Raw genomic sequence first — 14,702 nt, forward strand, 5'->3', positions numbered from 1 at the left:
CTGGCTTAGTTATGTACGGACTGGTTACCGTGATTCACTAAACAACGAATCGCACGCGCTGCTTTCCCGCCCTGCAATAAATTGATTGCTCATAGCTAAAGTGCGTTTAAACGCACTGAAATTAAAGAAATTAAGATGGATTGGGGCTGATGGGTTAGACTCTCTAACAATTCGCCAGCAGTATCATGGATTCTGAGGCTATCTTCTAAAAAAGACTGAATAAGGATTGAGTCCACTTGAGTGGACTTGCGCTATTAGCCAGAGAATTTATTCTCTGGCGGGAAAGAGGGCAGGTGCAAAATATAACTGATAGAATTCGAGTGAAGAGATTCCCAAATAAGACTTGTAGATTCAGATGATGTATGCAGTTACAAGTTAATGAACTGTCCCTCTCAATGATTCAGCATCAATAGGTTTGATTAGGTAAGTCTGCAATAGATGCCCAACAATGGAGGCTATCAAGGGTAATTTTTGGCAGAATTTTACTACTGGTGAGCGTAGCTTGCCGCCGTAGGCATCGCTATTGTTAATCTCTGCTAGTTTCAGATTAAGGTCAGAACACTTCTCCAACCGCCGGAAGAACTCTGGATGATTTGTATTCAAAATCAACGGAAATGCGCGTGCGGCGGTGTTATTCGTCTCCTGAATGACTCTGGTATTATATTCGCGCGGATCTATCCCAATGGATTGATAAAAGGTTGCGCGTTCAAATACTGTCAAGGTGTGAGTAGCAAAAACACTCAGCAAAAAGAAACGCACCCACAATCTAGCTCTCCAATTGTTCCATAATGGAGGTTGCGATCGCAGCAGTGCTTTAAAAAAGTCTCCATGTCGATTTTCATCCTGACACCAACTCTCAAACTTGCGAAACAAAGGATAAATTTGGTGTTCTGGATGTTTCTCCATGTGACGATACACCAAGATATAACGCCAGTAGCCAATTTTCTCAGATAGGTAGACTGTGTAAATAATCCACTCTGGCGGAAAGAAGGTATAAGTGCGATTTTTGGTTAAATAACTTAAGTCGAGGGAAAGATTAAAATCTGCCATCGACTTATTCAAAAATCCTGCATGGCGTGCTTCATCCCGCGCCATAAAATTAAAAGCATCCGCCAAAATAGGATTGCGGTTTTTCAGACGGCGTGATAATTCTTTGAACAGCAGAAACCCAGAAAACTCTGAGGTGCAGGAACGTTCCAAAAAGTCAATAAAGGCGACGCGCGTTTCTCCATCAATGTGATCCCAACACTGCTGAAATTCTTCATCACGGACAAAGTGATGACGGTTATAGTCTGCTCGTAACTCCTCTACAATTGCCAGTAACTCAGCCTCCTGGGACGAAATATTCAACTGTGCCGCAGCTTCAAAGTCAGTGGTATAAAACCGGGGTGTTAATAATGTTTCTTGAACAGGCGCTTTTACACCTGGTTTTAGCAACTCAGGTTGGGAGGTTTCCAGAGACTTAACCATAAGAATCCTTTGATTATTTCATCCTTTAAAAGTTATATAAGCATAAATAGTTGTTTGTAGACATCAGTTAAATTATTGAGAGTAAATTGTGAGAAATAAACTTATCACCCATTGTTTCAGGAGAGTTTAAATGCCTATTCTCCAATCAGTTTTGTTACTGCTTGGGTAGGATATGCCTGAGCGTAAAAATCAGAAAAACCTAAATAAATACTAATATCTTTATAGTTATATATAAATTAATAGTTAAATAATCTTAGGAAAAATAAAAATAGCTGGGATCTACATCGGCAGTGGTACTTGCCAGATAGTAGTAATGCAGATCCTCTCTAAACCTAGAATAACAATCTTCTAGCTGGCACTGGCAGGCATCCTGAGTCGGTGACTGCCCAGAAACCTTGCCCTTGAACATGAAGGAAGCAACAATGAGTAGTAATCTAGCCATCAAACTGCGCTCTGGAACTCAACAAGCCCACACCTCAGCAGAAAATGTGGGATTTATGAAATGTTTTCTGAAAGGAGTTGTGGATAGAGACTGCTTCGCCAAGTTCTTAAGCAACTTGTATTACGTCTACAGCGAACTAGAAGCAGCATTAAAGCGCCATGTAGAGCATCCTGTGATTAGTGCGGTTTACTTTCCCGAACTTAATCGCCAATCTTCGCTCGAAAAAGACATGGTGTTCTATTATGGGGATAATTGGAGGCAGCAAGTTACAGCCTCACCCGTTACCCAGAGCTATATTGACCGCATTCGGGAAATTTCTGTTAGTGAACCAGCCTTATTGCTAGGTCATACCTACACTCGCTACATGGGCGATCTTTCTGGGGGTCAAATGCTACAAAAAGTTGCTCAGTCAACGCTGAAGCTTTCTGACTATGAAGGCACATCCTTTTATAATTTTGAGCAAATTCCTGACAAAAAGGCATTTAAGGATAAGTATCGTCAGGCATTAAATGCATTACCCATTGATGATATAACAGCAGAACGGATTGTTGCAGAAGCCAATAATGCCTTTGGATTCAATTTACAGATGGCTCAAGAGTTAGAAGGAAATTTAATTAAAGCACTCGGTCAAGTTATGTTTAATAGCTTAACTAATTAGTCATTGGTCATTAGTCATTAGTCATTAGTCATTAGAGTCATTCTCCCCCTGCTTCCCCTGCCTCCCCTGCTCCCTCTGCCTCCCCTACTCCCCACTCCCCACTCCCTTCATTCACTGGAAAGCAACTCAATGGTTTTTCTATTACCTGGTGTCAAGTTTGATCTGGATCTGATTCAAAAGTACGACACTCGCGCACCTAGATACACCAGTTACCCGCCCGCTACAGAGTTAAGCGAAACATTTACTGAAACTGATTTTAAGGCCGCGATCGCAGCCTCGAATCAACGCAAAACTCCTATGAGTTTATATTTCCACATCCCGTTCTGTCAAAGTGCTTGCTACTTCTGCGGGTGTAATACGGTAATTTCCAACAACAAGAATATTGCTAAACCTTACGTGGAGTCTTTGGCTCAAGACATCAAAAACACCGCAGCTTTAATCGATCCAGATAGAAAAGTGCTGCAAATCCACTGGGGAGGCGGTACTCCTAATTACTTGGATCGTCACCAGATAGAATTTTTATGGAAAAACATCAATCGCCATTTCAACATCGATCCCCAAGCAGAAATCTCAATTGAGATTAATCCTCGCTATATCGATAAAAACTACATTTTCTTTCTGAGAGAGATTGGGTTTAACCGTATTAGTTTTGGCATTCAAGATTTTAATAGCCAAGTTCAAGTAGCTGTAAATCGTATCCAGCCAGAAGAAATGCTATTTGATGTTATGAGTTGGGTTAAAGAAGCTAAGTTTGAAAGCGTGAATGTAGACCTTATTTATGGTTTACCCTATCAAACCCGCGAGACATTTCGGGAAACATTGAAAAAGACTGTTGAGTTAGATCCTGACCGAATTGTTGTCTTTAACTTTGCCTATGTACCGTGGCTCAAACCTACGCAAAAAAATATTCCTCAAGAGGCGCTACCCCCAGCAGAGGAAAAGTTAGAAATCCTGAAAATGACTATTGAAGAATTGACGAACAACCAATATCTATTTATTGGAATGGATCATTTTGCTAAAACTAATGACGAACTAGCGATCGCTCAACGTAATGGCACTCTCAAACGCAACTTTCAGGGCTACACTACCCACGCTGAAACAGAACTATTTGGTTTTGGTTCTACATCCATCAGTATGCTAGAAGATGCTTATGCCCAAAACCACAAGGAATTAAAGGATTATTATCAGACAATTGCAGCAAGCAGTTTACCTATAAGTAAAGGTATCAAGCTGACTCAGAATGATATCATCAGACGGGATGCGATTATGGGGATTATGTCTCACTTTCAATTGCATAAGCGAGATATTGAAAACAAATATCATATCAATTTTGATGAATATTTTTCTGAGGAACTTGAGGCGTTAAAACCACTAGAAGCTGATGGGTTAGTCAGTTTATCAAAAAGTCAGATCCAGATTACAGACATCGGGAGATTATTAGTAAGAAATATTGCCGTCATCTTTGATACTCACACAAAAATGCGAGAGACAAAATTCTCCCGTGCTATTTAATATCACTTTTGCAAAACTTGGCTAAGTATTATCCTCTCAATCTACCTCAAGAATAACGATTGAGAGGATTAAATTAATTCCGATTTCAAATTTTTAACGCATCTCCAAAAAGTTAGATTAAATTTTTATACCTTAAGATAGATATAAAAAGCAACATTGATTAATGTATTAGTGTATAGAACAAATAACGCCTAGACTGGTGTATTCAATAATTCCTGATTTATCTGACAAGACTTTTGTTTAACATTTTTATGCTATAAAAAATGCCGATTTTCATCCAAATCTTAATGTAAACTCTTTTGTCTAACTTTTGGATCTAGCATTTATCCCATCTGGTAGAAAGAATTGTGAATCAGAGTTGATAACTTAGATACAAGTGAGATTGTTGAGGCAGTGGTGAGTATTATTGCTTGGGTAGTTTTAGGACTTATAGTAGGTGCGATGCCTACGGCGGGCTACGCTCTACCCTAAAGCTATTTATCCTGGTTATCAAGGTGGTGAAATTGAATTTTCTCCACAATGATTTTGGGTACTACTGGGTCTTTTATTGGTAGAAGTCTGTTTATTTACTACAAACAGCAACTTTGCCAATTAGTGTAGCTGGGTCTGGTTCACACTCTTCCTACTAGTGTTTTAGTGGCTGTGTTCGGCACAATTGTTGCTATTTATCTATGGGGATTAATCAGCAATACTTAATCGCTGATTGGTAGTTATCAACACTTACATAACTACCGTATTTTGTTGGTCTTCTAGTTTACCAGTTTGAGAAGCAAACAAATCTCAAATTAGCTAGATATTCAAAGCTGCTAGGAGACAATAAATTAGTTTGTCAATTCTGTAAAATCATAATTTTTGGAAGTGTAAATCTATGTTTTTTCACAAAAAAGAGCCTATTCATGCAGTTAACGTTACTGAACCAAACCCTCGTTTTGCTCAGTTGCTTTTAGAGCAGTTTGGCGGAGCTACTGGAGAACTTAGTGCAGCACTTCAATACTGGGTTCAGTCATTCCATGTCGAGAATGCTGGCATCAAAGATATGCTCCAAGACATTGCAATTGAGGAATTCAGCCATTTAGAAATGGTTGGTAAACTCATTGAAGCTCATACTAAGAATACGGATCAAACAGAGGCTTATAAGAGTACTCTCTTTGCAGTCCGAGGGATTGGGCCTCATTTTCTAGATAGTCAAGGTAATGCTTGGACTGCAAGTTACTTAAATGAAGGCGGAGATGTAGTGCGTGATTTGAGAGCAAATGTTGCAGCAGAAGCCGGCGCTCGTCAGACTTACGAAGAGTTAATTAAGTTGGCAACTGACAAAGGAACCCAAGAGACTTTAGTCCATCTGTTAACACGAGAAATTTCTCATACCCAGATGTTTATGAAAGCTCTAGATTCGCTGGGTAAATTGACAGATCCGTTCTTTGGTAATATTAAGCCAGATGAAACTGTTGCTCTCTACTACAACCTATCTACAAACGGTAATGGTCAAGATGAGCGTGGCCCTTGGAATTCTGAGCCAACATTCAAATACATTGCTAATCCGCTAGAAAGTCATTCTTAATTCCATAGGTTGGAGTTAAAGCTTTTTCAGAACTCCCAATCATTTGGTGGGCAAACAGCCCACCTTATTTAGTGGTGGTTAAACTGTTTGCCTACATTAGGTATTTTTTAGGGATAATTTAGCTTTATCCACCCTATGGAAATCTTCAATCTGACAATTCAGCGGCATCTCGAAAACCTCTCTCTAAATCTCTCTCCTAAAAGGCGAGAGACTTTGAATTTTCCTCCTTCCCGTGACGGGAAGGGGGTTAGGGGGTTATGTTTTTGGTGGACTTTTCCACATAACGTGAAAAGTCAGAATCTTCAATCAGTTGTAAACAATTAAGATTCCCGACTTCGTTTGAGAAGTCGGGAATCTAAGCCAAGCAGTATTTGCTAATATTGATTTGGATGCTACACGCGCTTTGGACACATATCTCTGCGCCACAAAGAATAGCTATTATTAATTGAGCTACACTGAAGAAGTCAGAGCGATCGCCTCTTCAATATCTACCCCGACGTTTCTGAATTCAGAAATTAATTCAATTCAAAATCAAAACTAAGAAGTCAGGAGATTGATTTGTGATTGTCAACGCTACACCAAATGGTTGGGAAATCATTTATCACCGCGCCCATGCTTTATTAGCATCTCAACTTGCAGGACAGTGGCGACGTAAAGATGCGCCAGCAAGGTTATATGAAACCGTTGCTGCAATTTCCCATCACGATGACCTAGAAAAAGAGTGGGAAGAGGATATTCTGACTGAAGCAGGTGCGCCAAAGGACTTCACTCTCAGCACGAAAACGGATGTGAAGAGTGGTATTAAGAAACTGGCTGATCTTGCAAAGAATGCCCGCTACCGGGGACGATGGGTGGCTCTATTAACTTCCATGCACATCACCCGTTTAAATGAGCCAAGCCGGGGTCAGTTTCCAGAACTAGACAAACTGTTGGATGAGCAACTTGAAAATCAGCAACGTTGGCGCAAAGAACTGGGTATTGAAAAGGAAGAAGTTGATGCAGCCTATGCATTTATGCAATGGTGCGATCGCCTTTCTCTCATCTTATGTCAGCAAGAACTACCTGCCGATGAACGGTTTTTAGAAATTAGCAAGGGCCCTGAAGGTCAACGCTATGACATCATGCAGCGCAGTGACAACTTGGTTGTCGTCCAACCTTGGCCCTTTCAAGACGACAAATTTACAGTCAACGTCGAAGCCTGCGACCTCTCCCAAGTGAAATTTGAGAGCAGTACCGAACTAGCTCAAGCACTACAAGAAGCTCCCATCAAGGTACTAGAGTGGACATTCGTTAAGAGTTAGATAGTTGTCGCCGCCATAGTCAGTAATTCAAGCCCCCATCTGGGGGTTTTTGGTATAAGAAAAGTTCACTGTAGAAATTTGCTCACTCATATTTGTAAGTTTAATAAAAATGATTATCATTTGGATGGATTTTATTTATACATCGTGTACAAATCATCTGGAATTTAGGACTGTCAGCTACGGTGTCAGCAAGGGATTTCAGGTGAAGTCAACTAAACTAGTACAGGTCGGCGGAAATAAACCTACCATTTCATTACAGCCAAAAAGCCCAAAATGAAAGCTTTTTAACTTTTGACTTTTGACTTTTGACTTCCGCCTTGCAGTACTAGGTTCCTACTAGGCAAAAAAGAGCCAGAGAATTAACTTTCTGGCTCAAAGCTGGAGACAAAATAACCATCAAATAAAGGCTAACTTGGGTAATAACCTAAATTCTTCCCAGGTTATGCAGCCCTAAGACAATGCCCACTCCTAAGATATGACCAAAGGCGGTAGTTGCTAAAAGGGCTGGTAAACCAAAACCACCAAATAAATTGGCTGAAGGTAGTTTTGGTTCTGCGTTGGGATATTTGATGGTAGATTTACCAAAGGCAATGGCAAAGATATTAGCAACAATGATAATCAGAGCGACCGTTGGACTCCATTGCAGAGGTGTGGTTGCAGCAGCGAGTAAGGTTGAAGTAAACACCTGATTTGCTCCTGAAATTTATTAATGATTGAAAACATAATCTGAAACTTTCCGAAGCAAATTCAATAAGTTAGCTGATTTTGCATCAATATTTAACACTTATTCTTATTACTTAATACAATATGAGTTCAATGAGATGAATTCATGACTTACGCCAAAATCGCCAAAAAGCTTAATTTATAATCCTAGAATTAACTGTGGTAGATGGTTGGAACCTCAGCAGATGCTCTGCGTGCGGCTGCTTTTTCACTTCATCGAACTCACATTAATTTATCAAAAAAAGTAAAGGTTCAAAACCTTGCCCCCTGTGGGCGAAAAAATCCTTGTATCTCAAGGCAGGTAAAAACCCCACCCCTCGTGGGTGGCTGAGTTTAATTGCGAATTGCGAATTGCGAATTGCGAATTGTATTTATATCTATGGGATTATATCTGCACAAACAAGACGAAAACTATAAGATTTATCTATCAAAGGTATTAGATATTCTAAATTAATTAGCAATCTGAATTGAAATGAGAGAAAGTAGGGGAGCTAAAAGTACTTATGTCTATGCTTTTCAGGAATTTTGCTTCTTAAAAAGAATTTAAAATACATGCACGAGAATGCATGATTTACATCTATCAAAAGTATGGAATATTAGGCTGAATATTTTCTATATCTAAATAAATTAAATATTTCTATTTAATCTAATAGTATACTTCTGGCAGAAGATGTAAAAGAATATTAGGCATAGTAAATTAAAATCAATATTAATCAAGGTTCCTAAAGAATACAGGCAAGTGTGCTATACACGAACTTGGAACAGCTTAAAACTTTGTTAAAATCAGCAACACACAAACTATGAACTCTACCACCGAAAAACGTATCGCCTTAATTTCCGTCCACGGAGACCCGGCGATTGAAATAGGGAAAGAAGAAGCTGGGGGACAAAACGTTTATGTGCGTAATGTGGGTGAAGCGCTAGCGAAGCTGGGATGGCAAGTTGATATGTTTACCCGCAAGGTGAGTCTGGAGCAAGACTCGATTGTTGAACATAGCGAGAATTGCCGCACTATTCGTTTAAAAGCTGGCCCCCTTGAGTTTGTGCCGCGAGATGATATTTTTGAATATCTGCCAGAATTTCTGGATAATTTCCTCAAATTTCAGGTAAAAAACGAAATTACATACGAGTTAGTTCACACTAATTATTGGCTCTCTAGTTGGGTAGGGATGGAGTTAAACAAAATCCAAGAGAGTAAACAGGTTCACACCTACCACTCATTAGGGGCAGTCAAGTACAACACCATAGAAGATATTCCTCTGATTGCTAGTCAGCGATTAGCAGTAGAAAAAGAGGTGTTGGAAAAAGCAGAGCGAATTGTAGCGACAAGTCCGCAAGAAAAGCAACACATGCGATCGCTAGTTTCCACTCAAGGCAGTATCGATATCATTCCCTGCGGTACGGATATTCAGCGATTTGGTTCGATTGCACGAGAAGCAGCCAGGGCTGAATTGGGAATTGACAAAGAAGCCAAAGTTGTATTATATGTAGGGCGTTTTGACCCACGCAAAGGGATAGAAACCTTGGTGCGGGCAGTAAACCAGTCTGGGCTACGTGACTCCAAAAATCTCCAGCTAATTATTGGTGGTGGTAGTACTCCAGGTAACAGCGACGGGATTGAGCGCGATCGCATTGAGGGCATTATCAACGAATTAGGAATGAGCGACTTTACCACCCTTGCCGGTCGTCTCAGTCAAGATATTTTGCCAACTTATTACGCCGCTGCTGATGTTTGCGTTGTTCCCAGTCACTATGAACCTTTTGGACTCGTAGCGATCGAAGCGATGGCAAGCGGTACACCAGTAGTAGCAAGTGATGTTGGCGGACTTCAGTTTACTGTAGTTAATGAAGAAACTGGTTTATTGGCACCACCACAAGATGTAGATGCCTTTGCATCTGCCATTGACCGAATTCTTTTAAATCCAGAATGGCGAGATGAATTGGGTAAAGCTGGTAGAAAGCGCGTCGAAAATAAGTTTAGCTGGGATGGTGTAGCACATCAACTGAGTGAACTTTACACCGAACTGTTACAGCCACAATCAGTAGCATCAACAGCAAAAGAACTAGTGGAGTCAACAGCCGAGTTAGTGCAGTCAACAGCAAAAGAACTAGTGGAATCAACAGTCGAATTAGTGCAGTCAACAACAAAAAAGCCAGCTTTGGCTGCTAAATAATTCTCTTGGGTAACCAATAATGGTGAATGGGTAACTCGGAAGTAAGCAATAATTTTATTTTCCTAGTCGTCACTCACCATTACCCAATCATGTATTCGACGTTGCTGAATTGCGTATGAATCCAGATGTAGAGACGTTGCATTGCAACGTCTCTACTTTTAATATCATGCAGAATCATTTTCATATATGAAATCAGCAACGCCATTTATTCTAAATATTTCTCTAGGCTGAGTGATTTCCATTATTAGTTTAATTAGCTCAGAACTTGTGCCATTCCCAACAACCGCCTCAGAATTCATTCTGAGGCTAATAGCTAAAGTCTATCTATTGAAGACTCAACAAAGATTAGAGTCCACTTAAGTGGACTTGCGCTATTAGCCAGAGAATTTATTCTCTGGCGAGAAAGTCGGCAGGTGCAAGATATAGCTTTACCCGGATTTCTCACCACACCCCTCAAAGCCTGCGCTTGTGCAGGTTCGCTAGTGGGAGAGTTCAATGTGCCTTGTTCTTTCCCCTCTGCCCCTCTGCTCCATCAAACGCCTGAAGCTTGTGAGAAATACGGGTTTAGCTGACAAAACTCGATCCTAAAAAATGTATAAAAAGAGTAAGCTATTATCTAAGTGCTGGGAGTCTGTCTGAATAATAGATTTCTGCGTTAGCTATCACCAAACCAAGTAACCGCTATGATAGTTGAGGTCTGTTATGCTTTGACTAAACGAAGATAAAAGCATAGCGATCGCTACCATTTGAATGTTAACAACTAATCGCTTTGCAACCAGTTGACTTTACCACTCTCACAGCTGCTTGTAGCGAAATCCGCGCTAACTGGCTACCATCACGCTTAGAACAGGTTTACCAGCGCGATCGCTACACGATTGCTATGGCATTACGCACCCTGAAACAGCGAGATTGGCTACAAATTTCTTGGCATCCGCAAGCTGCACATATTTGCATCGGCGATCCACCACCGCGATCGCCAGATACCTTTACCTTTAGCCAACAACTGATACACCAATTGAGTGGTTTAGCACTGGTAGCTATTGAAGCGATCGCCCCTTGGGAGCGGGTTATTGATTTGCAATTTGCCCGTCGTCCTGGAGAAACCGCCCTATATCATGTCTATGCAGAAATCATGGGCAAGTATAGCAACGTCATTCTCACCGATGCCAACAATATAATTATTACCGCAGCCCATCAAGTCAGTCAGCAACAATCTAGTGTCCGTCCCATCCAAACCGGACAACCTTATGAAACACCGCCAAAACTGACTGGGACTGTCCCCAGTTTGAACGAATCACAAGAACGTTGGCAAGAACGGGTAAGTTTAGTGCCAGGAGCAATCAAGCGGCAATTGCTGAAAAGTTATAGTGGCTTGAGTGCAGCACTACTGGAGTTAATGCTGCTAGAAGCAAATATCGCGCCAGAAACATCCACCGATACTCTCAACCCCGAAGATTGGCAACGGCTGTTTGAGCGTTGGCAAGAATGGCTGCAAGCTTTGAATTCCAGTAAATTTCAACCCGCTTGGACAAAAGATGGCTACACCGTAATGGGTTGGGGTGCAGTTGAAAAGGTCAAAAATATCCAAGAGTTACTCAACCGCTACTACAGTAACCAAATTGACCAACAATTATTTTCTCAATTGCGCCATCAGTTGAGTCAGAAATTAAATAATATTTTGGCGAAATTACGCAACAAGGCTCAAACCTTTAAGACGCGCTTGCAGCAATCAGATCAAGCCGATGAGTATCGACAGAAAGCTGATTTATTGATGGCTCATCTGCAAAACTGGGAACCGGGGATGAAAGAAATTATCCTTGCTGATTTTGATACAAATTTGCCAGTAGCGATCGCTCTCCAGCCAGATAAAAATGCCGTCCAAAATGCCCAAAGTCTTTACAAACAGCACCAAAAGCTCAAACGCGCTCGTGCTGCCGTCGAACCGCTACTATTGGAAGTGCAGACAGAAATTGAGTATTTAGAACAAGTAGAAGCTGCGATCGGCCAAATAGACACCTACCAAACAGCAGAAGATTTGCGAGCTTTAGAAGAAATCCGCGAAGAGTTGATTGGACAAAAGTATTTAGAAGATCCAGAATATCGTAGTCGCAGCGCCAATGAACCCCCCAGCACCAACTTCTATCGTTACCTTACCCCCAACGGCTTTGAGGTATTAATCGGTCGCAACAATCGCCAGAATGACCAATTGACCTTTCGTGTAGCTGGGGATTATGACTTATGGTTCCACGCTCAAGAAATTCCAGGGAGCCATGTGCTGCTACGTCTAGAACCCGGTGCTGTTGCAGAAGAAGCTGATTTGCAATTTGTAGCTAATCTTGCCGCCTACTACAGTCGCGCCCGTCAGAGTGAGCAAGTGCCAGTAGTTTATACTCAGCTAAAACACGTTTACAAACCCAAAGGAGCAAAACCGGGAATTGCAATTTACAAGCAAGAAAGCATCCTCTGGGGAAAACCACAAATGGTCATTAGTCATTAGTCATTAGTCATTGGTCATTGGGCATTGGGCATTGGGCATTGGTTATTCTCTTTGTCCCCTTGTCCCTCTCATCTTCCCCTGCTCCCCCTGCTTCCCCTGCCCCCCTCCTTTTCTACCTTGCGATTTACTGAATTATCCTGATGGATAGAAGCTTTTAAGCTTTGTTCTTATCTTTTTTGATGAAATTTCACGAAAAATCTGTGCTGACTGTTACAATATTGTTAAGAAAAGTTGCCCGTTGCATTTTGGGAACGCGCAATTGGGTTTTAACTCTCTTGAGAAGACAACGCAAAAAAACATTTTCTAGACCAGCTGTGGGAGGCTGGTCTTTTTGTATTTAGAATGCTTCTCCCATAACTCACTACAAACATTTTGAACATTTATAGTTAATAAAGACGTAAAAAGTAACCCCTGAACGCCAAAGCTTTCAGGGGTTTTAAGATTATGCCAGGAACGAGACTTGAACTCGTGACACGAGGATTTTCAGTCCTCTGCTCTACCAACTGAGCTATCCCGGCTTTTGCTTTTGTGAGCCACGATTAATCAATGTAGCAAAGATAAAAGAATATAGCAAGGGGTTGGAGAAAAATAAATATTTATGATTTATGCAGCTTTCAACCTCAACTTAAACCAGATAAAAACGGCTACAAATAGCAGAAACTGGACAAGAACAATACTCGGACCAGAAGCAAGGTTGAAAATACCTGACACAATGATGCCAGCAATACTGCTGATGGAACCAACTATCACCGACATGACTAAAAAGCGGCTAAAGTGGTGACTCATCAGTTTGGCGGTAGAGGCGGGAATGACCAAAAAGGCGTTCACTAGTAAAACGCCGACAGCTTTAATCGCTACAGCAACGGCAAGTGAAAGCAAGACCACAAAAACGTAGCGGTACAACTGGACGGGAATACCTTGAACTTGCGCTACATCGGGGTTGAGGGTTAATAAAATTTGCTGCCGCAAGGTTGATAGTAAAAATATGCTACCTCCCACAAGTACCAGCAGTGTCAAAATCAAATCTGTGGTATCGATCGCTAGAATATCGCCGAACAGCACAGCCATCAAGTTGCCACGATATCCTTTAATTAGGCTCGTGAGAATCACACCGATCGCTAATGCCCCAGATAGCACTATGCTAAGAACGCTATCGCTAGCTAAGTCGGTTTTGTCGATGAAGTAGAGGACAATAACCCCAAAAACCAATGTGAAAGGTAACAGCATCCAAGTAGGGTTTATTTGTAGCAGCACACCTAACGCCACACCTACTAATGCTGCATGACCAACCGCGTGGCTGAAAAAGGACAACTGGCGCAAGGTGACAAAACTACCCAACATCCCGCCAAGTATTCCCATTAACACAGCACCTACGATCGCACGCTGCATAAAAGGGAATGTTAACAATTCTACCAAGTCATTACTACTAGCGATCGCAAGCCCTGCTATCTGACAATCATTGCAGAAATCTATAATTACTGGCATCTTTCATTTTTTAATTACGAATTACGAATTACGAATTATGAATTATTCTAATGTTGGTGCTGGTAACGGCTAAAACCTGGGCCGTAGGTTGCTAACAGGTTTTGCGGTGAAAGGGCAATCTCTGGCTTACCAGTACAAACAATGCTTTGGTTCAGGCAAAGCACGCGATCGCAATGGCGATTTACCATATCAATATCATGGGAAACTTGTAATACCGTCCAACCCTCCTCACGCTTTAATTCATTTAGCAAAGCGTAAAAATCTGCTGCACCTTGTACATCAACACCAGCAAAGGCTTCATCGAGTACCAACAGTTTTCGAGGCATTACCAAACAATAAGCCAATAAAACCCGCTTGAGTTGGCCACCGCTAAGAGTACCAATAGCTTGATGCTGTAAATGATAAGCATCAGTTCGCCGTAAAGCTTCTACTATTGCTGCCGATTTTTCTCTGTCTTGTTCCCACAGCTTGGAGAAAAAGAAATCGCCTTTTCTCGCTTCCTTTGCCCATCCCAGTCCCACCAATTCGCTAACAGAAATAGGAAAGCTGCGGTCAAAAATGAAGTTTTGCGGCATATAGCCCAATAGGTGACGTAAACGCCCCAGCCTTGCAATTGGACGACCTAAAATTTCAATCGTACCAGCACTTCGAGGGATCAAATCTAAAACCGCTTTTACCAAGGTACTTTTACCAGCACCATTGGGGCCGACGATGGCTGTATCTGTTCCTGGCAATAATTCAAAGGAAACATCTCTAACAGCTAGATAGCTGCCTTGATAGACAGTTAATCCTTCTACTTTTAAAATAGCAATGTCATTAGTCATTGGTCATTGGTCATTGGTCATTGGTCATTGGTCATTTGCAAAGGACAAAGGATAA

Annotated in this window: 9 protein-coding genes, 1 tRNA gene and 1 pseudogene; 6 read left to right on the forward strand and 5 right to left on the reverse strand. The window is 41.3% G+C overall.

The window, feature by feature from the left end; translation table 11 throughout:
• Positions 1 to 375 precede the first annotated feature (375 nt).
• Positions 376 to 1,470 (reverse strand): magnesium-protoporphyrin IX monomethyl ester (oxidative) cyclase, encoded by a 1,095-nt coding sequence (gene acsF, locus VB740_RS04610; protein ID WP_323198887.1) that lies wholly within the window; start codon positions 1,468 to 1,470, stop codon positions 376 to 378.
• Positions 1,471 to 1,892: 422 nt separating this feature from the next.
• Here acsF and VB740_RS04615 point away from each other — a divergent pair, with 422 nt between their 5' ends.
• From VB740_RS04615 to VB740_RS04630, 4 genes are all read left to right on the forward strand, one after another.
• Positions 1,893 to 2,570 carry a heme oxygenase (biliverdin-producing) gene (locus VB740_RS04615; protein ID WP_323198888.1) on the forward strand — a complete coding sequence of 226 codons (678 nt, stop codon included), beginning with the start codon at positions 1,893 to 1,895 and terminating at the stop codon, positions 2,568 to 2,570.
• Positions 2,571 to 2,699: 129 nt separating this feature from the next.
• Entirely contained in the window at positions 2,700 to 4,082 is a 1,383-nt protein-coding gene (gene hemN, locus VB740_RS04620; protein WP_323198889.1) for an oxygen-independent coproporphyrinogen III oxidase, read from the forward strand.
• Between the two features lie 868 nt (positions 4,083 to 4,950).
• Positions 4,951 to 5,643: a manganese catalase family protein gene (locus VB740_RS04625; RefSeq protein WP_323198890.1), complete on the forward strand. Its 693-nt coding sequence runs from the start codon at positions 4,951 to 4,953 to the stop codon at positions 5,641 to 5,643.
• A gap of 560 nt (positions 5,644 to 6,203) precedes the next feature.
• On the forward strand, positions 6,204 to 6,944 hold the full coding sequence (locus tag VB740_RS04630) for a DUF3891 family protein (protein ID WP_323198891.1): 741 nt from the start codon (positions 6,204 to 6,206) through the stop codon (positions 6,942 to 6,944).
• Positions 6,945 to 7,368: 424 nt separating this feature from the next.
• On the opposite strand, the gene psaK is transcribed toward VB740_RS04630, so the two are convergent.
• Positions 7,369 to 7,629 (reverse strand): photosystem I reaction center subunit PsaK, encoded by a 261-nt coding sequence (gene psaK, locus VB740_RS04635; RefSeq protein WP_323198892.1) that lies wholly within the window; start codon positions 7,627 to 7,629, stop codon positions 7,369 to 7,371.
• 838 nt (positions 7,630 to 8,467) lie between these two features.
• Here psaK and VB740_RS04640 point away from each other — a divergent pair.
• Together VB740_RS04640 and VB740_RS04645 are read left to right on the forward strand one after the other, a co-directional pair.
• Positions 8,468 to 9,703, forward strand: a pseudogene (locus VB740_RS04640) (glycosyltransferase family 4 protein); the annotation flags it as partial.
• Between the two features lie 907 nt (positions 9,704 to 10,610).
• Positions 10,611 to 12,338 (forward strand): NFACT family protein, encoded by a 1,728-nt coding sequence (locus tag VB740_RS04645; RefSeq protein WP_323198894.1) that lies wholly within the window; start codon positions 10,611 to 10,613, stop codon positions 12,336 to 12,338.
• 445 nt (positions 12,339 to 12,783) lie between these two features.
• Here VB740_RS04645 and VB740_RS04650 read toward each other — a convergent pair.
• The 3 genes from VB740_RS04650 to VB740_RS04660 all read right to left on the reverse strand — a co-directional run bounded on the left by VB740_RS04650 (position 12,784) and on the right by VB740_RS04660 (position 14,647).
• Positions 12,784 to 12,856 (reverse strand) — tRNA-Phe (locus VB740_RS04650).
• A gap of 85 nt (positions 12,857 to 12,941) precedes the next feature.
• Complete coding sequence (locus VB740_RS04655) at positions 12,942 to 13,823, reverse strand: metal ABC transporter permease (protein ID WP_323198895.1); 882 nt, start codon at positions 13,821 to 13,823, stop codon at positions 12,942 to 12,944.
• A gap of 47 nt (positions 13,824 to 13,870) precedes the next feature.
• Positions 13,871 to 14,647 (reverse strand): metal ABC transporter ATP-binding protein, encoded by a 777-nt coding sequence (locus tag VB740_RS04660; protein ID WP_323198896.1) that lies wholly within the window; start codon positions 14,645 to 14,647, stop codon positions 13,871 to 13,873.
• Positions 14,648 to 14,702: the final 55 nt, after the last annotated feature.

Source organism: Nostoc sp. UHCC 0251 (assembly GCF_034932245.1).
Lineage (GTDB): Bacteria > Cyanobacteriota > Cyanobacteriia > Cyanobacteriales > Nostocaceae > Nostoc.

Coding starts and splice junctions, on each gene's coding strand:
- VB740_RS04625 (WP_323198890.1), top strand. CDS start 4,951: ATGTTTTTTCACAAAAAAGAGCCTATTCATGCAGTTAACGTTACTGAA.
- VB740_RS04660 (WP_323198896.1), bottom strand. CDS start 14,647: ATGACTAATGACATTGCTATTTTAAAAGTAGAAGGATTAACTGTCTAT.
- acsF (WP_323198887.1), bottom strand. CDS start 1,470: ATGGTTAAGTCTCTGGAAACCTCCCAACCTGAGTTGCTAAAACCAGGT.
- hemN (WP_323198889.1), top strand. CDS start 2,700: ATGGTTTTTCTATTACCTGGTGTCAAGTTTGATCTGGATCTGATTCAA.
- VB740_RS04615 (WP_323198888.1), top strand. CDS start 1,893: ATGAGTAGTAATCTAGCCATCAAACTGCGCTCTGGAACTCAACAAGCC.
- VB740_RS04655 (WP_323198895.1), bottom strand. CDS start 13,823: ATGCCAGTAATTATAGATTTCTGCAATGATTGTCAGATAGCAGGGCTT.